Source organism: Pseudomonas moorei (assembly GCF_042846945.1).
GTDB lineage: Bacteria > Pseudomonadota > Gammaproteobacteria > Pseudomonadales > Pseudomonadaceae > Aquipseudomonas > Aquipseudomonas moorei.
The window spans coordinates 2,956,637-2,978,371 of record NZ_AP035776.1; the positions used below are offsets into that span (position 1 = coordinate 2,956,637).

Consider the following 21,735-nt stretch of genomic DNA (forward strand, 5'->3'; position numbering starts at 1 on the left):
ATTATGATGACAACCCAAAACAATGCCCTGCCGACTCCGCGCAAACCGCTGGACCTGCGGCGCTTTCTCGATGACTGGGTCATGCTGCTGGCGGCTGTGGGCATCTTCGTGCTCTGCACCTTGCTGATCGACAATTTCCTTTCGCCGCTGAACATGCGTGGCCTGGGCCTGGCGATTTCCACCACCGGGATCGCCGCCTGCACCATGTTGTACTGCCTGGCGTCCGGGCATTTCGACTTGTCGGTGGGCTCGGTGATCGCCTGTGCCGGGGTCGTCGCGGCCGTGGTGATGCGCGACACCAACAGCGTGTTTCTCGGTGTCTGTGCGGCGCTGGTCATGGGACTGATTGTCGGGCTGATCAACGGGATCGTGATCGCCAAGCTGCGGGTCAACGCGTTGATCACCACGCTGGCCACCATGCAGATCGTGCGCGGCCTGGCTTACATCTTCGCCAATGGCAAAGCGGTGGGGGTGTCCCAGGAGCCATTCTTTGTCTTCGGTAACGGCCAGTTGTTCGGTGTGCCGGTGCCGATCCTGATCACCATCGTCTGCTTCCTGTTCTTCGGTTGGCTGCTCAACTACACCACCTATGGCCGCAATACCATGGCCATCGGCGGCAACCAGGAAGCGGCGCTGCTGGCCGGGGTCAACGTTGACCGGACCAAGATCATCATCTTCGCCGTGCACGGCGTGATCGGCGCGCTGGCCGGGGTGATCCTGGCTTCGCGCATGACCTCGGGTCAGCCGATGATCGGCCAGGGCTTCGAACTGACGGTGATCTCGGCATGCGTGCTGGGCGGGGTATCGCTGAGCGGCGGGATCGGCATGATCCGGCACGTGATTGCCGGGGTGCTGATTCTGGCGATCATCGAAAACGCGATGAACCTGAAGAACATCGATACGTTTTACCAGTACGTGATTCGCGGTTCGATTTTGCTGTTGGCGGTGGTGATTGACCGTCTGAAACAGCGCTGAGATTTTCGCTGCTCTTACGGGCGCCATCGCGGGCAAGCCACGCTCCCACAGGTTTCGCAAAAACCTGCGGGAGCGTGGCTTGCCCGCGATGGCGGCATAACTGAATCACTCCCGCTCTCGCGAACAATCGCATCCTTCTGTCACCTCCCTTAAATATTCCTTGCCCGCCCCAACCCGTTTCAGGTATCAATTTGTACATGATTAGACAGGTACGATTTGACAAGAAACAACGGGTGGTCGACGAGCTTATCCGGCGCATCGAAAGCGGCCTTATGGAGGACGGCTTTCATCTGCCGGGCGAGCATCAGTTGGCTCAAGAATTCAAAGTCAGTCGAGGTACTTTGCGTGAAGCCTTGGCCGAGTTGAAACGGCGCAACTACATAGCGACGCAAAGCGGAGTGGGCTCCATCGTCACTTTCGATGGTGTGGTGCTCGACCAGCGCAGTGGCTGGGCCCAGGCCCTGGCCGATAGCGGTGCGCTGATCAATACCGAAGTGCTGCGGCTGGAGGCGGTGACCCGTCCTGACTTGCTGTCGCGTTTCGGCACCGACCAGTTCATTACCCTCGACCGGCGCCGCCGCTCCAACGACGGCACCCTGGTCTCCCTCGAACGCTCTTTGATGCCCGCCACCGGAGGCCTGGAAAGCTTGCCGCGCGTCGGTTTGATCGACAATTCCCTGACCATCACCCTGGCTGCCTACGGCTATATCGGCGAACGCGGCGATCAATGGATCGGTGCCGAACCACTGAACGCCGAAGACGCCGAACTGCTGGGACGACCGGTCGGCACGGTATTCCTCAAAGCCTTGCGTACGACGTACGACCGGCAAAACCGTTTCATGGAACAGGTGGAAAGCCTGCTGGACCCCATCCACTTCCGCCTGCACCTGCAATTTGGAAACAGCAAATGACCGCACTCAATCATGCCTTGGGTGCGTTCTATGGCCTGGCCCTGGGCGATGCCCTGGGCATGCCGACCCAATCCCTGAGCCGCGCCGAGATCGAGGCGCGCTTCGGCGTAATCACCGACTTGCAAGACGCCGGCCCCTTGCAACCGATTGCCGCCAACATGCCCAAGGGGTCCATCACTGACGATACCGAACAGGCGATCCTGGTCGGGCAGTTGTTGATCGACGGCAAGGGCAAGATCGAACCGGCGCTGCTCGCCCGGCGCTTGATCGAATGGGAAGCCGGGATGCAGGCCAAGGGCTCGCAGGATTTGCTCGGGCCATCGACCAAGCGTGCGATCGAGATGATCCTGGCCGGCCATTCGCCGGAAGAGGCGGGGCGTTACGGCACCACCAACGGTGCGGCGATGCGCATCACCCCGGTCGGTATCGCGGCGGACGTCGGCGATCCCGAGGGTTTTATCGACGCCGTGGTGCAGGCCTGCCAAGTCACCCATAACACCACGCTGGGTATTTCGAGCGCCGCGGCGGTGGCGGCGGTGGTCTCGGCCGGGATCAACGGCATGGGGCTGGGGGAGGCGTTGAGCCTTGGCCAGCGAATCGCCCAACAAGCCGAAAGCCATGGTCACTGGGTTGCCGGCGGACGCATTGCCTCGCGCATCAGTTGGGCGCGCAGCATCAGCGTCGACAGCGACAAGGCGTTGCTGGCCGATCTGCTGTATGACGTGATTGGCACTTCGGTGGCGTCACAGGAATCGGTGGTGGTGTCGTTTGCCCTGGCGCAGCAAGTGGCCATCGGCGAGATGAATGCCTTCGACGCACTGTGCATGGCCGCCAGCCTGGGCGGCGACACCGACACCATCGCGGCGATTCTCGGCGCAATGCTCGGGGCTTGCCTGGGCCTTGAGAGTTGGCCGGTGGCGATGGTCGAGACGGTCAAGGCTGTCAATCATTTGGAGCTGGAGCCACTGGTGCAGGGGCTATTGGCGTTGCGTTGATTGGACTGAAGCCATCGCGGGCAAGCCCGCTCCCACAGGTACAGCGTGTTCCTTCAGGCTCGCAGTGACCCTGTGGGAGCGAGCCTGCTCGCGATAGCCACGCTGCACATTGGATTTGATAACCCGCAATGGATCGCACGAGCACGGCCAGGAAAGCCGAGACGTTGTGTCGACTTCCGTATTTGCCCACAACCACAACAAAGGCAACAGGAGTATTTTTCATGAGTTCATCAAACGTCGGGCAGAACGCCGGACAGCTGGAAACCCGGGGCATCGAACCGGTGCCGGAAGCCGAGTGCAACGGTCATCCCCTGCAGCTGTTCTGGGTCTGGTTCGCCGCCAACATTTCCATCCTCGGCCTGCCTTTAGGGGCGACCCTCGTGGCGTTTCGCGGCCTGGCGATCTGGCAGGCGATCATCGTCGCAATCCTCGGTGCTGCTGGCTCCTTCGCGGTGGTCGGGATCATTTCGATTGCCGGTCGTCGTGGCCGGGCCCCGAGCCTGACTTTGTCGCGTGCCATCTTCGGCGTGCGCGGCAACATCGGCCCGACCCTGGTTTCGCTGATGTCGCGCCTGGGGTGGGAAACGGTCAACACCACCACCGCCGCGTTCGTGCTGTTGTCGCTGTGCTCGATCCTGTTCGGCTCGCCGGTGGAAGCGAAAAGCGCACCGCTGTTGACGCTGTTGTTCATCGCGATTTTCGTGTTGCTGACCCTGTCGGTGTCCGGCCTCGGTCACGCCACGCTGTTGGTGATCCAGAAGTGGGCGACCTACGTGTTTGGCGCGCTGAACATTCTGGTGGGCGGTTTCCTCTGCGCCACCATTGACTGGAGCGCGGTGTTCAACGCCACGCCTGCGCCACTGAGCGCCATGATCATCGGCGTCGGCACCATGGCGGCGGGCACCGGCATCGGTTGGGCCAATGCCGGTGCCGACATGTCGCGCTACCAGCACCGCAGCGTCAAGGCTGTGCGCCTGGTGGCGTCAGCGGCATTCGGCGCGGGCATTCCGCTGGTGCTGTTGATCACCTTCGGCGGCCTGCTGTCGGTGGGCAATAACGACCTGGCCCAGGCCACCGATCCGATCATCGCGATCCGCGACATGCTGCCGACCTGGATGGCCGTGCCGTATCTGATCACCGCATTTGGCGGGTTGCTGCTGTCGAACAACTTGTCGGTGTACTCCGCCGGCCTGACCACGCTGACCCTCGGCTTGAAGGTCAAGCGTGTCTATGCGGTCGTGGTCGACATCGTGGCGATCTTTGCCGGTTCGATCTACTTCATGCTGATTGCCGACAGTTTCTACGGCCCCTTCATCACCTTCATTTCACTGCTGGCGGTGCCAATCACCGCGTGGGTCGGGATCTTTGTGGTCGACCTGATCCACCGTCACTACTACAGCCCCAAGGACTTGCTGGATGTCAGCCCGAGCAGCGCCTACTGGTATCGCGGCGGCATCGAGTGGCGTGCTTTCGGGGCCTGGGCGATTGCGATTGTGCTTGGTTTTAGTTTCACCACCATCGGCACCACCGCAGAAAACGTCTGGTTCAAGGGCTTCCTCTCCGACTCGTGGCTGGGCCATAACGGCTTGGGCTGGATCGTGACCTTCGTGGTGGCGGGCGGGATTTATTTTGTACTCGGCGGGGCGAAGGATCGTCGCGCTGCGTTGACCGGGAATGCGCATGCCTAAGTTGTTGCACACCGGCCAGGTCATCATCGACCTGGTCATGGCCGTGGATAAATTGCCGCAAGCCGGTGGCGACGTGCTGGCGCAGTCCGCCAGTTTCGAAGCCGGAGGTGGCTTCAATGTGATGGCCGCCGCCCGGCGCAACGGTTTGCCGGTGGTCTATCTCGGCCGTCATGGCACCGGGCGTTTTGGTGATCTGGCGCGCGCGGCGATGGATGCGGAGGGCATCCGGATCGGCATCCCTCACCGCGCCGAGCGCGACACCGGATTGTGTGTCGCCATCACGGACGCTTCGGCCGAGCGCAGTTTCGTGTCCTGCATCGGTGCCGAGGGTGAACTGACTGCCGAAGACCTGGCAAGCGTAGAGGTCGAGGCGGGGGACTATGTCTATGTCAGTGGCTACAGCCTGCTGCACGTCGGCAAGGCGCAGGCGCTGGTGGACTGGGTGTTGGCGTTGCCGAGCGCAATCAAGGTGGTGTTCGATCCGGGGCCGTTGGTGGATTCACCGGAGGCGCCGTTGATGCAGGCTTTATTGCCACGCATCGATCTGTGGACCAGCAATGCGGTCGAGGCGCTGAAATTCACCGGGACGTCGGGCATTGCCGAAGCGCTGACGCGCCTGACCGACCTTCTGCCACCCACGGTGTTGATGGTGGTGCGCGACGGCCCGCAAGGGTGCTGGATCAGCCAGGGCGCTGAGTGTCGGCATGTACCGGGCTTCAAGGTCGACGCGGTGGACAGCAACGGTGCGGGCGATGCCCATGCCGGGGTGTTCGTGGCGGGCCTGGCCCAAGGGTTGTCTGCGTTTGATGCGGCGCGGCGGGCGAATGCGGCGGCGGCGTTGGCGGTGACTCGCTGGGGGCCTGCCACTTCGCCGGGCACAGCCGAGGTTGATGCATTGGTCAGGCAGTCATTCAACGGCTGAACGGACGCCTTCGCTGGCAAGCCAGCTTCCTCAAGGGACAGTGGTGAACACTTGATTTGTGAACACATTGAAACCCTGTGGGAGCGGGCTTGCCCGCGATGACCCCCTCCGATCCACTGCATGATTCGGACTTTAGCCAGCCTTGCGCAACGCCTCGATCAACTGCTGCTTGCGCATGCTGGATCTGCCCGGAATTTTCTTCGCCCGTGCTTCCTTCATCAAACTGTCCACGGTTTGCGTATCGCGTGAGGCCGTGCTGTTGCGCGAATGCCCCTCGCGACTGGCGACGGCTCGCCGGGCCGATTCCTTGCGATCCTCGGACTTGGCGCTGGCCGGCTTCCTGCGCCCCGATCCTCCGGCGCGTTCGCCGCCGCCGGATTGTTTGTTCACCGTGGCCCAGGCGCGTGCTTCGGCTTCCTCCCTGGACACGCCTTTGCTTTCATAACTGTCTTCGATGTGCTCGGCCTTGCGCTTCTGCTCGGCGGTGTATTTGTCTTTGCTTCCACGAGGCATGGGATTTCTCCTGCTTTCAGGGGGGCAACTATTGGCTGATTCCGCCGACTTTGCCCGAGTTACCGCTGGTGCTCGAGCCCAGGCCGCCACCGGTGTTATCGGGTGTTTCGGTGTCCGGCAAGTCCAATCCGCCCTGGCGTCCGGGGTCGTTGCCCTGGGTGCGAGGATCGGTCCCGGTGGAAGGCGGCAAACGGTTGTCGATTCCCGCACCGCCGGTGTTCATGCCGGGGGCGCTCTGGATGGCCGGGGCCTTGGGTTTTTCCACCGGATTGGTGGGGCCGGTGCCTGAGCCGATGGTCCCGGCGAAGGCGGCAGAGGACAGCAGCGCGGAAAGGGCGAGGGCGGTCAACCGGGACAGGCTCATGGTGTTGTCTCCAATAAATAGAGTCCTGCCTGATTAGTCCGCCCCGGATCTCAATGGGTGCCTCCTGGGCGACGAACGGCTCAGGCGCGCTGCAACGCCTTGACCGCGGTGATTCGGCGCCAGGCCAGGCGCCCGACGGTAATCAACCAATTGAGCGATGCAACCCCCATCACGGTGAGCAGCAGCGTGGCCATGCCGTGTTCGACGATGATTTTCCCGGCCAGCAGTGGAAAACCGAACACGCCGATGAAGTACGACAGGCTGAACAGCAGCAAGGATTGCGCGGTGGTGCCGCTCGGCGCTTCATTGGCGGCCAGGCCGTTGATCACTGAATAGGTCAGGCCGTAACCGATCCCCAGCATCACGGCGGCGAGCACGTAGCTGAAGCCATCGTTGACCATGAATCCGAACATCAGGATCGAACCCAGCATCAATCCCGAAAGCAGGCAGGACGCACGCAGCGGATCGCGCTTGACCACGAATCCGGCGATCAGCAGGCGGCCGCTGATCGCCGCGCTCATGAAACCGAGAAAGAACAGCGAATAGTCGAGCGAGCGCTGCGCCGCGTAGCTGGTTTGAAAACTCGACAGCCCACCGAACACGCAGCCGCCGAGGCCGACCATGATGATCGGGAACACTGCTCTGGACGACAGCACCCGGGCTGCGGCGTGCCAGGAAATCCGCGATACGACGGTCGATTGCGCCGGGGCCGTTTTCAGCTGTCGACCCAGACGCCAGAACAGCAGCACCCCCATGAAGCTGGCCAGCGCCGCCAGGTAAAATGCCGCCGTTACCGGATAGCCGAGGGCACTCGCGGCGCGACCGAGCAGCGGACCGCTGCCGATGCCGGTCATCATGCTGCCCGACAGCAGGGCGAAATATTTGGCGCGCTGCGCCGGCGTCACCAGGCTCGCGACGATGATCGGCCCCAGGGTATAGAAAACGCCCCAGCCCAATCCCAGCAACAGCCCGAAAAGCAGCAGTAGATGGCCGAAGCCGGGCGTCAGGGCAAAGCCCAGGCTGGCGGCTACCAGCAAGAGGCCGAATAGCGCCACTGAGCGGGCCGCGCCGAGCCAGTCGGATAAGTGACCGGAGCCGATGACCGCGGCAAAAGTGCTGAGCATCGCTGCCGAAATCACGCTGCCGGCATCCTGCTCATTGCCACCGCGAGAGCCGATCAACAGCGACAGCAAAAAGGTCGAACCGTAAGACAGCGACAGCAGATAGCTGGCCAGGCAAAACAGGCCGAACAACTTGCTGGAGACAGGGGGTGTTGCGGTAGACATGACGCGGTTCCTTGACCCGATAAATACGAGGTCATCTATCTATCACGCAAGGCGTCTATGTTGGGTGCGAGGTTCGCGATGCAAGGGTTAGCCAAAGCCGGAGTAATGACCTGTAGCCAGGACGTTCTGCGGTGAGGGAGCAAGCTCCCTCGCCACAAATCGCGCGCCGCCTTAGTATGGCGTTTTCCACTTATGACAAGGCACGTCCATGACGATCGAAATCCGCCCGGCGACCCCCAGTGATGCACCGCAAATCCTCGCGTTCATCACTGAATTGGCCGACTACGAACGTGCCCGCCATGAAGTGATTGCCAGTGTTGCCGACATCGAGCGCAGCCTGTTCAGTGAGGGGGCGACCGCCCATGGCCTGATCTGCCTGCGCGACGGTTTGCCGATCGGTTTCGCGGTGTTCTTCTTCAGCTATTCCACCTGGTTGGGCAGCAACTGCCTGTACCTGGAAGACCTCTACATCACTCCGGAACAACGCGGCGGCGGGGCGGGCAAGACCCTGCTGCGGCATTTGGCGAAAATTGCCTGTGCCAACGACTGCGGGCGCTTCGAATGGAGCGTTCTGGAGTGGAACACCCCGGCCATCGATTTCTACAAATCCCTGGGCGCTCAGCCGCAGGAAGAGTGGGTTCGCTACCGGATGGACGGCAAAGTACTCCGCGAGTTCGCCGAAGGAAATTAAACGCCCACCCCTGTCGGAGCGAGCCTGCTCGCGAAGAAATCGAAAGCACCGCAGGGTGCCAGGCTTCACGCGTTATCGTTGACGACCATCGCTAGCCAGCTAGCTCCTTCAGGGGAATGCATTCCGAGGAGCTAGCGAACGCTGCGATGTTTTTTTTGTCTAGTCTCAATATATGGGATTGATATTTATATATTGAGATTGTTCCTCGTCCGGGTTTATAGTCCAGCTCACTCACTGCCAAAAACCAAAACAGGTGAAGCGATGCTGGCGCAATTGATCACGCTCGATTGGGGGACAACCTCATTACGTGCTTACAAACTGGCCGAAGGTGGCCAGGTGCTCGAACAGCGGTCGCTGTCGTCGGGGATCATGCAATTGCCCAAGGCGCCGCGCGTCATCGCCGGCCGGGAATGCGCCGACGGCTTTGAACTGGCCTTTGACCAGGCCTGCGGCGACTGGCTCGACGAGCAGCCCGGCCTGCCGGTGATTGCCTGCGGCATGGTCGGCAGCGCCCAGGGCTGGCGCGAAGCGGCCTACCGCGATACGCCGGCAAACGTCGCGACCCTCGGTACCGCCCTGCAAACCGTACGCAGTCTTCGCGGTGTCGACGTGCACATCGTGCCGGGTGTGATCCAGCGCACGCGCTTGCCCAACGTGATGCGCGGCGAAGAAACCCAGGTGCTCGGTGTGTTGCAAACGCTGCCGGACGAGGCGGGCACCGATCTGTTGATCGGCCTGCCGGGCAGTCATTCGAAATGGGTGGAAGTGGCCAACGGCTGCATCATCCATTTCGATACCTTCATGACCGGCGAGATCTTCGCTGTGCTCAGCGAACACAGCATTCTGGGGCGCACCCAGCAACGTGGGGGATCGTTCGATGGCGAAGCTTTCGATCGCGGCGTGCAGGTGGCGTTGTCGGCCGACGGCGAGATTGGCGTGCTTTCGACAGTGTTCAGCGCTCGCAGCCTGGGGCTGACGGGTGAACTGAGCGCCGCCGCACAACCCGATTACCTGTCCGGGCTGCTGATCGGTCATGAGCTCTCGGCGCTGGCCAGTCTTCAGCGCCGTCGACGCAACACGGTGCACCTGCCGTCGATCATCCTCATCGGCAATTCCCAACTCTGTACGCGTTACAGCCGAGCCCTCGACGCTTGCGGTTTCGCCCGGGTGACCCAGGCCGAGCAGGCCACCGAACGCGGGTTGTGGCGACTGGCGCTGGCCGCCGGACTGGTCACGCCCAACCCATCCCGATAAACCTGACTGGAGCTCTGACATGCTCAAACAAGCACTGGCGCAAAACGGTCTGATCGCGATTTTGCGTGGCCTGCGTCCGCAAGAGGCTGCGGCCATCGGCGAAGTCCTGTACGCCGCCGGATTTCGCGTCATCGAAGTGCCGCTCAATTCCCCCGAACCCTACGAAAGCATCCGTATCCTGCGCAGCACCTTGCCCGCCGATTGCCTGATCGGTGCGGGCACGGTGCTGACGCCGGAACAGGTCGAACAAGTGAAAGCGGCGGGCGGTCAGGTGATCGTCATGCCCCACAGCGATCCCAAGGTATTGCGCGCCGCGAAGGCAGCGGGGCTGTACCTGTCGCCGGGTGTCGCCACGCCGACCGAAGCCTTCGCGGCACTGGCCGAAGGCGCGGACATCCTGAAAATGTTCCCGGCCGAACAGATGGGGCCGGCGGTCGTCAAGGCGTGGCTCGCGGTGTTGCCGGCGGGAACGATTCTGGCACCGGTCGGTGGCATCACCCCGGACAACATGCAGGTGTTCATTGATGCCGGCGTCAAAGGCTTTGGCCTCGGCTCCGGGTTGTTCAAACCAGGCATGACTCCTGCGCAAGTGGCGGCCAATGCCAAGGCCTATGTCGCTGCCTGGAAATCCCTTCGCTAAGACGTTTGGCGCTGCGTGCGCTGCATCTGAATAAGAGAGACAAGAAGATGAAAATCACCAAACTGACCACCTTCATCGTTCCGCCGCGCTGGTGCTTCCTCAAGGTCGAAACCGACGAGGGCGTGACCGGTTGGGGCGAGCCCGTGGTCGAAGGCCGCGCTCACACCGTGGCGGCCGCCGTCGAAGAATTGTCCGACTACCTGATCGGTAAAGACCCACGCAACATCGAAGACATCTGGACCGTGCTTTATCGCGGCGGCTTCTACCGGGGCGGTGCGATTCACATGAGCGCACTGGCCGGCATCGACCAGGCGTTGTGGGACATCAAGGGCAAGGCGTTGGGTGTTTCGGTCAGCGATCTGCTCGGCGGCCAGGTGCGTGACAAGATTCGTGTCTATTCGTGGATCGGCGGCGACCGTCCGGCGGATACCGCGCGGGCGGCAAAGGAAGCGGTGGGGCGCGGTTTCACCGCCGTGAAAATGAACGGCACCGAAGAGCTGCAGTTCCTCGACACCTTCGAGAAAGTCGACCTGGCACTGGCCAACGTCGCGGCGGTGCGTGACGCGGTGGGCCCGAACGTCGGCATCGGTGTCGACTTTCATGGCCGGGTGCACAAGCCCATGGCCAAGGTGCTGATGAAGGAACTCGACCCGTACAAATTGATGTTCATCGAAGAGCCGGTGCTCAGCGAAAACTACGAAGCACTGAAGGAATTGGCGCCGCTGACCAGCACGCCGATTGCCTTGGGTGAGCGCCTGTTTTCCCGTTGGGATTTCAAACGCGTGCTCAGCGAAGGCTACGTCGACATCATCCAGCCCGATGCGTCCCACGCCGGCGGCATCACCGAAACCCGCAAGATCGCCAACATGGCCGAAGCCTACGACGTGGCGCTGGCGCTGCATTGTCCGCTGGGTCCGATTGCGCTGGCCGCCTGCCTGCAACTGGATGCGGCCTGCTACAACGCGTTCATTCAGGAACAGAGCCTGGGCATTCATTACAACGAGAGCAACGATCTGCTGGATTACGTCAAGGATCCGCGGGTGTTCGACTACGACAAAGGCTTCGTGAAAATCCCCAACGGTCCGGGCCTGGGTATCGAGATCAACGAGGAGTACGTGATCGAACGCGCAGCCGTCGGCCACCGCTGGCGCAACCCGATCTGGCGTCATGCCGATGGCAGTTTTGCCGAGTGGTGAGTTCCTCCTCACACATACCCTGTGGGAGCGGGCTTGCCCGCGATAGCGTCCTGTTGCTCACATCAACGCCGGATGTGCCCTCGCCATCGCTGGCAAGCCAGCCCCACAGGGTTTCGTGCAAGGCTTAGATCGTCCTCAATAAACATAAGAAGAGGCATTCCTCATGCAACCGCAAACCCTCACCGGGCAGGCGACGTTGGTGACGCCCAGCCGCAAGCGTTTTTTCATCATGGTCCTGCTGTTCATCACCGTGGTGATCAATTACCTGGATCGCAGCAACCTGTCGATCGCTGCCCCGGCGCTGACCAGCGACCTGGGCATCGATCCGATTCACGTCGGCCTGATTTTCTCGGCCTTCGGCTGGACCTACGCCGCCATGCAGATCCCAGGTGGCTGGCTGGTGGATCGGGTGCCACCGCGCATTCTTTACACAGTCGCGCTGCTGCTGTGGTCGATGGCCACGGTGATGCTCGGCTTTGCCGGCAGTTTCATCGCGCTGTTCGTATTGCGCATGGCCGTCGGTGCCCTCGAAGCACCGGCCTATCCGATCAACAGCCGCGTTGTCACCACGTGGTTCCCCGAGCGCGAGCGCGCCACGGCCATTGGTTTCTACACCTCGGGACAGTTTGTCGGTCTGGCGTTCCTGACACCGGTATTGGCCTGGCTCCAGCACGAGTTCGGCTGGCATATGGTGTTTGTCACCACAGGCGCCGTAGGCATTCTCTGGGCGGTGATCTGGTACACGGTGTATCGCGAACCGCGTGACTTCAAGGGCGCAAACGAGGCCGAAATCGACCTGATCCGCGAAGGCGGCGGGCTGGTGGACATCCAGGCCGAGCAAGCCAGGGGCAAAGCCAAATTCAGCTGGACGGACCTGGGGATCGTCCTGAGCAAGCGCAAACTCTGGGGTATCTACCTCGGCCAGTTCTGCCTCAACTCGACGCTGTGGTTTTTCCTGACGTGGTTCCCGACCTATCTGGTGAAATACCGCGGGATGGACTTCATCAAATCCGGCTTGCTGGCATCGCTGCCGTTTCTCGCCGCGTTCGTTGGAGTGTTGTGTTCCGGATTCTTTTCGGATTTCTTGATCCGTCGCGGCTACACCGTGGGTTTCGCTCGCAAGTTGCCGATCATCAGTGGCCTGCTGATTTCCACTTCGATCATCGGCGCCAACTTCGTCGAGTCGACACCGCTGGTGATTGCCTTCCTCGCCCTGGCGTTCTTCGGCAACGGTCTGGCGTCGATCACCTGGTCGCTGGTTTCCACGCTGGCACCGGCCCGGTTGCTCGGCCTGACCGGTGGGGTGTTCAATTTCATCGGCAACCTGTCGGCCATCGCCACGCCGATTGTCATCGGTTTCCTCGCGACCGGTGATTCGTTTGCTCCGGCAATCACCTACATCTCGGTACTGGCGTTGATGGGGGCACTTTCCTACATCTTGCTGGTGGGGAAAGTCGAGCGTATCAAGTTGTAGTCGCGGCGTTCGGGCGACCATAATGCCGCCCGTTCACTCGCCCAACGGTAAAGGCTGGATATGCAGGAAGACGCCCCAAAAAACGCCAAGGACGCCGCGCCGACCGGCACCCAGACACTGCTTCGTGGCCTGGGTGTGGTTCAGGCCGTGGCCAGCGGCGCCCGTGATCTCAAGGAAATCGCCCGGTTGATCGGCACCACGCGCAGCACCACTCATCGACTGGCCAGTTGCCTGGTCGATGAACGTTATCTGCGAGTGGTACCGCAAGTCGGTTATCTGCTCGGGCCGAAGCTGATCGAATTGGGATTTCAGGCGCGCGAAGAACTGCCGTTGGTCACCCTGGCCGGGCCGTACCTGGATGAGTTGTCGGCGTTGACCGGTGACACCATTCACCTGGCGATCCGTGAAGGCGACGAAGTGCTGTACCTGCACAAGAATCCGGGGCGCAACGGCCCGGAAATGCGCTCGCGGGTCGGCCATCGCATGCCGTTGGCGCGTACCGGCATCGGTAAGGCACTGATGCTCGACGACACCCCGCAAGAGTGGCAGCGGCTGTATGAAGTCAGTCTGCCGGCGGGTGGGAAAAATCAGTTCTGGCCGCAGCACCCGGAGCAGTCCTGGGAGCAGTTTCATCAGCGCATGATCGAGTACGTGGCCGGTGGTTACGCTTTCGACCTGGAGGACAACGAACCGTCGATCCGGTGCGTGGCGGCGCCGATTCGTGATGCCAGCAAGCGCATTGTCGCCGGTATCAGCATCGCCAGCACCGTGCCGTATATGCCGCTGGAAAAAATGGCCGAGTTGATTCCGTTGATCAAGGGTGTGACGGCGCGCCTGTCGGCGGAGCTGGGCGCCAAAATCTGAAGTTGATCGGATTGAATGTGGGCGCGAGCGTGCTCGCGATGGCGGATTGTCAGTCGCATCAGTGGTGGATGTGCTGCCCTCATCGCGAGCAGGCTCCCACATTGGTTTTTTGTGCCGCCAGTAAAATCGTGGGCAACAAAAAGGCCCCCATTCGGGAGCCTCGTTGTTCAGCGTTCGGCTTACATGTTCGGGTAAGTCGGGCCGCCAGCGCCTTCCGGCGTCACCCAGGTGATGTTCTGCGAAGGGTCCTTGATGTCGCAGGTCTTGCAGTGCACGCAGTTCTGGGCGTTGATCTGGAAGCGCTTCTCGCCATCTTCCTTGGTAATCACTTCGTACACGCCGGCCGGGCAGTAACGCTGGGCTGGTTCATCGTACAGCGGCAGGTTCTTGTTGATCGGGATGCTCGGGTCGGTCAGCTTCAGGTGGCACGGCTGTTCTTCTTCATGGTTGGTACCGGAGATGAACACCGAGCTGAGTTTGTCGAAGCTGATCTTGCCGTCCGGTTTCGGGTAGTCGATCTTCTTGCTGTCGGCCGCCAGCTTCAGGCAAGCGTAATCCGGCTTGGTGTCGTGCAGGGTGAACGGCAGTTTGCCGCCGAAGATGTTCTGGTCGAGCCAGTTGAAACCGCCACCGACGATGGCGCCGAACTTGTGGATCGCCGGGCCGAAGTTGCGGCTGGCGAACAGTTCTTCGTAGAGCCAGCTCTTCTTGAACGCGTCGACGTAAGTGGTCAGCTCTGCAGTGCCGTCCAGGTCAGCGAACAGCGCGTCAGCCACGGATTCGGCGGCCAGCATGCCGGATTTCATCGCGGTGTGGCTGCCTTTGATCTTGGCGAAGTTCAGGGTGCCGAGGTCGCAACCGATCAGCGCGCCGCCCTTGAAGACCATTTTCGGCAGCGAATTCAGGCCGCCCTTGCAGATGGCACGGGCGCCGTAGCTGATGCGCTTGCCACCTTCCAGGTACTGCTTGAGCACCGGGTGATGCTTGAGGCGCTGGAACTCGTCGAACGGCGACAGGTAAGTGTTGCTGTAGGACAGATCGACGATCAGGCCGACCACCACCTGGTTGTTTTCCAGGTGATAGAGGAACGAGCCACCGGTGTTCTCGGTGCCCATGATGTCCATCGGCCAACCGGCCGTGTGGACCACCAGGCCGGGCTGGTGCTTGGCCGGGTCGACTTCCCAGATTTCTTTCAGGCCGATGCCGTAGTGCTGGGCGTCGGCATCGCTGTCGAGGTTGAAGCGCTTGATCAGTTGCTTGCCGATGTGGCCGCGGCAACCTTCGGCGAACAGCGTGTACTTGCCGCGCAGTTCCATGCCCGGGGTGTACAGGCCTTCTTTCGGATGGCCTTCGCGGTCAACGCCCAAGTCGCCGGTGATGATCCCGCGCACCACGCCGTTTTCGTCGAACAGGGCTTCCTGGGCAGCGAAGCCCGGGTAGATTTCCACGCCCAGGTTCTCGGCCTGCTGGGCCAGCCAGCGGCACAGGTTGCCCAGGGAGATGATGTAGTTGCCTTCGTTGTGCATGGTCTTGGGCACAAAGAAGTCTGGAATTTTCTGCGCGCTTTCGGCGTTCTTGAGCACGAAGATGTCATCGCGGGTGACGGGCGTGTTCAGCGGGGCGCCGAGTGCTTTCCAGTCCGGGAACAGTTCGTTCAGGGCCCGTGGTTCGAACACGGCACCGGACAAGATGTGAGCACCGACTTCGGAGCCTTTTTCGACCACGCAGACGCTGATTTCCTTACCGGCTTCGGCGGCCTTCTGCTTCAATCGGCAGGCAGCGGAAAGACCAGCGGGGCCGGCACCGACGATGACCACGTCGAATTCCATGTATTCGCGTTCCACAGGTTATCTCCTACTCAAGGCTCAACAGTTTTTTTTCTAATTTGGGAGGTTTGGTGTCGCATCCTTGAATCCCTGCGCAACGCCGGGAGAGGACAATCGATTAACCACCTTTCTCTTTGGGTGGCGCATTATATCTACACCACTCTCAGCGTCCAATACAAACGTTTGTTTGAAATGGCTCAAAGCCAGATAAATCAAAGTCACGCGGCTTATGAACGGCCATTTTGGCGTATTGACCGGAATAGGTGTTCCGGTCAAGATACGGGCGGTTTTGCGCTCGCCGTAGGCTGACTGCAGGTTTCAAGAGCACCTCTAAAGACAGGGCGATGGCCGTTGAAAGTGAAGTGCCGCGCAGCTTTGGCGCGGAGTTTACACGCTGGGATATTGAATGACTCGTGAGTCACGACTGACGAACGGTCATCAACATCATGAGCGATGGTCACTTGACACGTTTGCCGGCGTTTTTAGAGGTGCCCTTGCGCCCGATGAGCATCAACCGCCAGGTTCGCCTAGGCGACTTTCTTTTCACCGGAGAGTAACGAGGAATCCATGAAGGTTCTTGTAGCTGTCAAACGCGTTGTGGATTACAACGTCAAGGTCCGCGTCAAGGCGGACAATTCCGGCGTCGACCTCGCCAACGTCAAGATGTCGATGAACCCGTTCTGCGAAATCGCAGTGGAAGAAGCCGTACGCCTGAAAGAGAAAGGCGTTGCGACTGAAATCGTCGTCGTCTCCGTCGGCCCGTCCACCGCTCAAGAGCAACTGCGCACCGCGCTGGCTCTGGGTGCCGACCGCGCCATCCTCGTCGAATCCGCCGAAGATCTGACTTCCCTGGCCGTTGCCAAACTGTTGAAAGCGGTTGTCGACAAGGAACAGCCTCAGCTGGTGATCCTTGGCAAACAAGCCATCGACAGCGACAACAACCAGACTGGCCAAATGCTTGCTGCGTTGAGCGGTTACGGTCAGGGCACCTTCGCTTCCAAAGTCGAAATCAGCGGCGACAGCGTAGCTGTCACCCGTGAAATCGACGGCGGCGCGCAGACCGTTTCCCTGAAACTGCCGGCCATCGTCACCACCGACCTGCGTTTGAACGAGCCGCGCTACGCGTCCCTGCCAAACATCATGAAAGCCAAGAAGAAGCCTCTCGAAGTGCTGACTCCGGACGCTTTGGGCGTTTCCACCGCCTCCACCAACAAGACCGTGAAAGTCGAAGCGCCTGCTGCACGCAGCGCGGGTATCAAGGTCAAGTCGGTGGCTGAACTGGTCGAGAAACTGAAAAACGAAGCGAAGGTAATCTAAATGACTATCTTGGTTATTGCTGAACACGACAACAAAGTGCTGGCTCCGGCCACGCTGAACACCGTTGCTGCCGCTGCCAAAATCGGCGGCGACATCCACGTGCTGGTTGCAGGCCAGGGCGCTGGCGCCGTGGCTGAAGCCGCTGCGAAAGTCGCAGGCGTAGCTAAAGTGCTGGTAGCCGATAACGCTGCCTACGCTCACCAGCTGCCGGAAAACGTTGCTCCTCTGGTTGCCGAGCTGGGCAAGGGCTACAGCCACATCCTGGCTGCCGCCACTTCCAACGGCAAAAACATCCTGCCGCGCGTCGCCGCTGCACTGGACGTTGACCAGATCTCCGAGATCATCTCGGTAGAAAGCGCTGACACCTTCAAGCGTCCTATCTATGCCGGTAACGCCATCGCTACCGTCCAGTCGAACGCTTCCGTGAAAGTGATCACCGTGCGTGCCACCGGTTTCGACCCGGTTGCCGCTGAAGGTGGTTCGGCTTCGGTTGAATCCGTTGGCGCTGCCCACGACGCGGGCATCTCCAGCTTCGTTGGCGAAGAATTGGCCAAGTCCGATCGTCCGGAACTGACCGCTGCCAAAATCGTCGTTTCCGGCGGTCGCGGCATGCAGAACGGTGACAACTTCAAACACCTGTACGCCCTGGCCGACAAGCTGGGCGCTGCCGTCGGTGCTTCGCGCGCCGCGGTCGACGCAGGTTTCGTACCGAACGACATGCAGGTCGGTCAGACCGGCAAGATCGTTGCGCCGCAGCTGTACATCGCCGTCGGTATCTCCGGCGCGATCCAGCACTTGGCCGGCATGAAAGACTCCAAAGTGATCGTTGCGATCAACAAGGACGAAGAAGCGCCGATCTTCCAGGTGGCCGATTACGGCCTGGTGGCGGACTTGTTCGAAGCCATCCCTGAGCTGGAGAAGCTGGTCTAATCCGGCGGCTTCACTTATAAAGAGCCCGACCTTTTGGTCGGGCTTTTTTTTGCTTTTTTTCTGTAGGAGCGAGCCGGCTCGCGATGGACGTCAACGATGACGCGGGGACCCTAGATACACGCGGTGCCTTTGAGACCATCGTCGGAACGCCGCCCGGAGCCGGCTCGCTCCTACAAGGTTATAAACAGTCTCAACGGGAGTATTTCGCCATGGATTTGCGCCGCGTGTATGGCTGGTCATTGCTTCTTGGGTTGACGCTATTTCCAGCATTGTCCAGCGCAGCAGGCAAGTGCGAGCGCCTGGTGGCGACTGGCAGCCCGGATGCGCCACCGTATCTGTGGCAAGACCCGCAAGACCCCAGGCATCTGATTGGTGCCAGCGCCGATTTATTGCAGCAAGTGGCGGGGCAGTTGGGGATCAAGGTTGAACTGTTGTACGCCGGAACACGCTCTCAGGCCCTGGACGAAGTGCGCAGTGGGCGCATGGACTTGCTGGCCGATGCCTCGTTGACGGTCAGCGAACTGGAAACCCTGGATTACATTCACCCGCCGTTGCTGGAAAACGACTATCTGGTCTGGACCCGCAAGGATTCGTCACTGGTCTACAGCAATGTGCAGGACTTGCAGGGGCATACCGGTGCCTTGTCCGAAAAGTCCCGGCTGACCCCGGCATTCGGTACTTTCGCTGAGCAGCAGTTGACCCTCACGCGTACGTCCAACCTGACCCAGGCCTTGCAGAAATTGCTCTTGGGCGAGGTGGAATATGTCCTGGCCGGACGTTATTCGGGCATGGCGATGGCGCAGACATTGGGTATGTCCAATGACCTCGTGGCTCGCGTACAACCGGTAGACAGGCCGGGGCTGTTTCTGGCTGTTTCCCATGACTCGGCCTGCAACGATCCGTGGTTGCGCGGACAGTTGGCCAAAAAGATGACAGAATTGCCCGCGTCCGGACTGACGGAGGCCGTGCTGCAACGCAATATCGAGCGCTGGAATGCTCAACTTTCTCAACGGCAGAAGCAACCAGTCAGTACCTCAAAACAGTAGGGATTTTTAGTGAGTATCCGACCTCTTTTCGCTGCCCTGGCCGTTCTGGCTCTGGCGGGTTGTGCAGCCGATCCGGCGCCGAACGAACAAATGCGCCTGACTGCACAGGCACTTGAACAAGCCAAGGCTGTTGGTGCCACTGCCGATGAAGTGCCTGAAATGAAATTGGCCGAAGACAAGTTCAACCGTGCCAAGGGGAACATGGCCGACCAATCCTTCAAGAACGCTCGCATGCGGTCGGAACAGGCCGAGCTGGATGCGCGTCTGGCTGAAGCGCGGGTCCTGACCCTCAAGAGCGAAGAGCAGTTGAACGTGCTCAATACCCGCATTGCCCGTCTGCGCAAGCAAGTGGGAGACTCCCAATGAGCCTCAAGACCAAGGCCCTCGGCAGTTTGATCCTGGCCGGCTGCGCAAGCCTCTACGGCTGCGCCGGTCAGCACAGCGAAGCGGCATTGCAGCAGGCCGGTGCCGACTTCCAGAAGGTCAAGGAAGATTCCAATGTACTGCGAATCGCGCCCAAGGACGTGATCCGCGCCGGTGAATCCCTGGCTCGCGCCGATCGGTTGTCCAGCTACTGGGGTAGCGGGTCGGACGTGGCGCATTACGCTTATCTGAGCCAGCGCTACAGCGAGATCGCTCGGGAGCACACCAACAAGGTGCTTAACGAAGAGCGCGCGGCGAAGCTCGAACTGGAGCGGCAGCGCCTGCAACTGGCCTTGCGTGAATCCAAACTGCTCAGCGTGCAGCAGCAGGGCAAGTGGCTCGAAGAACAGATCGTTGCGATGGCCACCACCCAGACGGACCGTGGTTTGGTCATGACCCTGGGCGATGTGCTGTTCGATACCGGTGAAGCGGAGCTGAAAAACTCGGCGAACCGCGTCGTGCTGAAAATCGTCCAGTTCCTGCAGCTCAATCCCAAGCGCGTGGTGCGGATCGAGGGCTACACCGACAGCACCGGTGGCAAACAGGAAAACCTCAAGCTGTCCCTCGATCGTGCGCAATCGGTGGCGGATGTCTTGATGGATCTGGGGATCGACGACAAACGCATTCAGGTTGAAGGCTACGGCGACGAATACCCTGTGGACGCGAACGCTTCCGAGCGTGGTCGCGCCCAGAACCGTCGGGTGGAAATTGTGTTCTCCGACGAAAAAGGCCAGTTGGGCGCCGCCCGCTAAGGGTGGCGTCACTGGAAAACCCGGCCTGCCAGTCAGCGCCGGGTTTTTTTATGCCTGCCAAATACCTCTCAAAACAGTACAGTTCTTGCTGACACTGCACTGTACTGTCGACTATTGTGGCAACTGTCCCAGTACACTTCTAAACTGTTCCGGTATTGTTTCACACAAGAATAAAATGCCCGTGAAATCGAGTGCTGCGTCATGACCAATCTCCTGCTCTACCAACGTATTGCTCAGCAACTGGCCGAAGATATCCGTCGTGGTGTCTATCAACCCGGCGAGCGTGTGCCTTCGGTGCGCAAGATGAGCTCGCAGCTCAATGTCAGCCATGCGACTGTGCTGCAGGCGTATGCCAACCTTGAGGATCAGGGGCTGATCCGTGCCCGGCCGCAGTCGGGTTACTACGTGCACCAGACACCGGCCCTGACCGCGCCGACACCGGATATCGCCCGGGTCGAGCGTCCTGGCCTGGTCACTCGCAGCAGCATCATCCAGCAGGTATTGGTCGAGTCCCGCCGCGAAGGCGTCTTCCCGTTGGGCGCCGCGGTGCCCAGTGTCGATTATCTGCCGGTGCGGGCGCTGCACCAGCAACTGGCCAAAGTCACCCGTTTTCACAGTCCGCGTGCGTTCAGCTACATGTTCAGCCCGGGTTTCGAGCCGTTGCGCCGACAAGTGGCGATCCGCATGCGTGATGCCGGCGTAGTGGTCGATCCGTCGGAAGTGGTAATCACCCACGGTTGCGTCGATGCCTTGCAAATGTCCCTGCGGGTGCTGACACGGCCCGGTGACCTGATCGCGGCCGAGTCGCCGACGTACTATGGCTTGCTTCAACTGGCCGATCTGCTGGGTCTCAAAGTCATCGAGATTCCCAGCGATCCGTCCACCGGCATGAGCCTGGAAGCCCTGCAATTGGCCGCTAACCAGTGGTCGATCAAAGCCTTGGTGCTGACCACTCGTTTGAGTAACCCATTGGGCGGCACCATGCCAGAGGAGCGGCAGAAACAACTGCTGCGCCTGGCATCCGACTTCGATATCCAGATTGTCGAGGACGATATTTACGGCGAATTGATGTTTGAGCAGGGGCGCACCAAATCGCTCAAGGCCTATGACCGCCTGGACCGGGTGATCTATTGCTCAAGCTTCTCCAAGACCCTGTCGCCGGGTGTGCGGATCGGCTGGATGATTGCCGGCAAGTACCAGCAGGAAATCCAGCGTTTGCAGACGTTCAGTACCCATTCCGCCTGCAGCGTCACGCAAATGGGCATTGCGGCTTATCTGGAGAACGGTGGTTACGACCGGCATCTGCGGTACATCCGCCAGGAATATCGCAAGAACCTCAGTGCCTTTCAGCTGGCGGTGCAGCAGTACTTCCCCGAAGGCACCCAGATGACGCGGCCAACCGGCGGTTTCATCCTGTGGGTGAGTTTGCCGGGACGGGTCAACACCCAGGAGCTGCATGTGCGAGCACTGCAGCAGGGCATCAGCATCGCACCGGGTTTGATTTTCAGTAACACCGAGCAATTCAATCATTGCATCCGCTTGAACTGCGGCATTCCCTGGAATCGCGAAGCCGAGCGTGCCTTGATGACTCTCGGAATGCTCGCCACCCAGCTCTGCCAGGAAATGGCCAGCGGTCTGTGATGGAGGCGGGCAGGTATTTCCTGCCCG

At 60.7% G+C, this 21,735-nt stretch carries 21 protein-coding genes; 17 read left to right on the forward strand and 4 right to left on the reverse strand.

Annotation, left to right across the window (positions count from 1 at the left end; genetic code table 11):
- Positions 1–6: 6 nt before the first annotated feature.
- From araH to ACGJAX_RS13820, 5 genes are all read left to right on the forward strand, one after another.
- A complete protein-coding gene (gene araH, locus ACGJAX_RS13800) occupies positions 7–975 on the forward strand; it encodes an L-arabinose ABC transporter permease AraH (RefSeq protein ID WP_247255360.1) in 969 nt (322 codons plus the stop codon).
- A 197-nt stretch (positions 976–1,172) separates the two neighbouring features.
- Complete coding sequence (locus ACGJAX_RS13805; RefSeq protein ID WP_090317767.1) at positions 1,173–1,886, forward strand: GntR family transcriptional regulator; 714 nt, start codon at positions 1,173–1,175, stop codon at positions 1,884–1,886.
- Entirely contained in the window at positions 1,883–2,881 is a 999-nt protein-coding gene (locus tag ACGJAX_RS13810; RefSeq protein WP_390959457.1) for an ADP-ribosylglycohydrolase family protein, read from the forward strand. The genes ACGJAX_RS13805 and ACGJAX_RS13810 overlap by 4 nt, the downstream gene beginning before the upstream one ends.
- A gap of 221 nt (positions 2,882–3,102) precedes the next feature.
- A complete protein-coding gene (locus tag ACGJAX_RS13815) occupies positions 3,103–4,569 on the forward strand; it encodes a cytosine permease (RefSeq protein WP_390959459.1) in 1,467 nt (488 codons plus the stop codon).
- On the forward strand, positions 4,562–5,491 hold the full coding sequence (locus ACGJAX_RS13820; RefSeq protein ID WP_390959461.1) for a PfkB family carbohydrate kinase: 930 nt from the start codon (positions 4,562–4,564) through the stop codon (positions 5,489–5,491). The genes ACGJAX_RS13815 and ACGJAX_RS13820 overlap by 8 nt, the downstream gene beginning before the upstream one ends.
- 132 nt (positions 5,492–5,623) lie before the next feature.
- Here the strand turns inward: ACGJAX_RS13820 and ACGJAX_RS13825 are convergent, their stop codons facing one another.
- The 3 genes from ACGJAX_RS13825 to ACGJAX_RS13835 form a co-directional block, all read right to left on the reverse strand.
- Positions 5,624–6,004, reverse strand: a complete 381-nt coding sequence (locus ACGJAX_RS13825; RefSeq protein WP_390959463.1) for a Rho termination factor N-terminal domain-containing protein — start codon at positions 6,002–6,004, stop codon at positions 5,624–5,626.
- A gap of 28 nt (positions 6,005–6,032) precedes the next feature.
- A complete protein-coding gene (locus ACGJAX_RS13830) occupies positions 6,033–6,368 on the reverse strand; it encodes a hypothetical protein (RefSeq protein WP_247255365.1) in 336 nt (111 codons plus the stop codon).
- Between the two features lie 80 nt (positions 6,369–6,448).
- Positions 6,449–7,654 carry an MFS transporter gene (locus ACGJAX_RS13835; protein ID WP_390959465.1) on the reverse strand — a complete coding sequence of 402 codons (1,206 nt, stop codon included), beginning with the start codon at positions 7,652–7,654 and terminating at the stop codon, positions 6,449–6,451.
- 208 nt (positions 7,655–7,862) lie between these two features.
- Between ACGJAX_RS13835 and ACGJAX_RS13840 the strand changes: the two genes are divergently transcribed.
- From ACGJAX_RS13840 to ACGJAX_RS13865, 6 genes are all read left to right on the forward strand, one after another.
- Positions 7,863–8,345, forward strand: coding sequence for a GNAT family N-acetyltransferase (locus ACGJAX_RS13840; RefSeq protein ID WP_056855912.1), 483 nt, complete (start codon positions 7,863–7,865; stop codon positions 8,343–8,345).
- 261 nt (positions 8,346–8,606) lie between these two features.
- Complete coding sequence (locus ACGJAX_RS13845) at positions 8,607–9,599, forward strand: 2-dehydro-3-deoxygalactonokinase (protein WP_390959467.1); 993 nt, start codon at positions 8,607–8,609, stop codon at positions 9,597–9,599.
- Positions 9,600–9,618: 19 nt separating this feature from the next.
- A complete protein-coding gene (locus tag ACGJAX_RS13850) occupies positions 9,619–10,239 on the forward strand; it encodes a 2-dehydro-3-deoxy-6-phosphogalactonate aldolase (protein WP_090317780.1) in 621 nt (206 codons plus the stop codon).
- 47 nt (positions 10,240–10,286) lie between these two features.
- Positions 10,287–11,435 carry a galactonate dehydratase gene (gene dgoD / locus ACGJAX_RS13855; RefSeq protein ID WP_007950849.1) on the forward strand — a complete coding sequence of 383 codons (1,149 nt, stop codon included), beginning with the start codon at positions 10,287–10,289 and terminating at the stop codon, positions 11,433–11,435.
- A 163-nt stretch (positions 11,436–11,598) separates the two neighbouring features.
- Positions 11,599–12,909, forward strand: coding sequence for a D-galactonate transporter (locus tag ACGJAX_RS13860; protein WP_390959470.1), 1,311 nt, complete (start codon positions 11,599–11,601; stop codon positions 12,907–12,909).
- Between the two features lie 60 nt (positions 12,910–12,969).
- The gene (locus ACGJAX_RS13865) at positions 12,970–13,773 is read left to right on the forward strand and encodes an IclR family transcriptional regulator (RefSeq protein WP_090317790.1); all 804 of its coding nucleotides are present in this window, start codon (positions 12,970–12,972) and stop codon (positions 13,771–13,773) included.
- Between the two features lie 179 nt (positions 13,774–13,952).
- Here the strand turns inward: ACGJAX_RS13865 and ACGJAX_RS13870 are convergent, their stop codons facing one another.
- A complete protein-coding gene (locus tag ACGJAX_RS13870; protein WP_390959472.1) occupies positions 13,953–15,617 on the reverse strand; it encodes a 4Fe-4S dicluster domain-containing protein in 1,665 nt (554 codons plus the stop codon).
- A gap of 549 nt (positions 15,618–16,166) precedes the next feature.
- Here ACGJAX_RS13870 and ACGJAX_RS13875 point away from each other — a divergent pair.
- From ACGJAX_RS13875 to ACGJAX_RS13900, 6 genes are all read left to right on the forward strand, one after another.
- Positions 16,167–16,916 (forward strand): electron transfer flavoprotein subunit beta/FixA family protein, encoded by a 750-nt coding sequence (locus ACGJAX_RS13875; RefSeq protein ID WP_007987229.1) that lies wholly within the window; start codon positions 16,167–16,169, stop codon positions 16,914–16,916.
- Positions 16,917–17,846 carry an electron transfer flavoprotein subunit alpha/FixB family protein gene (locus ACGJAX_RS13880; RefSeq protein WP_247255369.1) on the forward strand — a complete coding sequence of 310 codons (930 nt, stop codon included), beginning with the start codon at positions 16,917–16,919 and terminating at the stop codon, positions 17,844–17,846.
- Between the two features lie 209 nt (positions 17,847–18,055).
- Positions 18,056–18,892, forward strand: a complete 837-nt coding sequence (locus ACGJAX_RS13885; protein ID WP_390959475.1) for a transporter substrate-binding domain-containing protein — start codon at positions 18,056–18,058, stop codon at positions 18,890–18,892.
- Positions 18,893–18,901: 9 nt separating this feature from the next.
- Complete coding sequence (locus ACGJAX_RS13890) at positions 18,902–19,258, forward strand: DUF4398 domain-containing protein (RefSeq protein WP_090317803.1); 357 nt, start codon at positions 18,902–18,904, stop codon at positions 19,256–19,258.
- Positions 19,255–20,067 (forward strand): OmpA family protein, encoded by an 813-nt coding sequence (locus ACGJAX_RS13895; RefSeq protein WP_090317807.1) that lies wholly within the window; start codon positions 19,255–19,257, stop codon positions 20,065–20,067. The genes ACGJAX_RS13890 and ACGJAX_RS13895 overlap by 4 nt, the downstream gene beginning before the upstream one ends.
- A gap of 201 nt (positions 20,068–20,268) precedes the next feature.
- Entirely contained in the window at positions 20,269–21,708 is a 1,440-nt protein-coding gene (locus ACGJAX_RS13900; protein WP_090317810.1) for a PLP-dependent aminotransferase family protein, read from the forward strand.
- Positions 21,709–21,735: the final 27 nt, after the last annotated feature.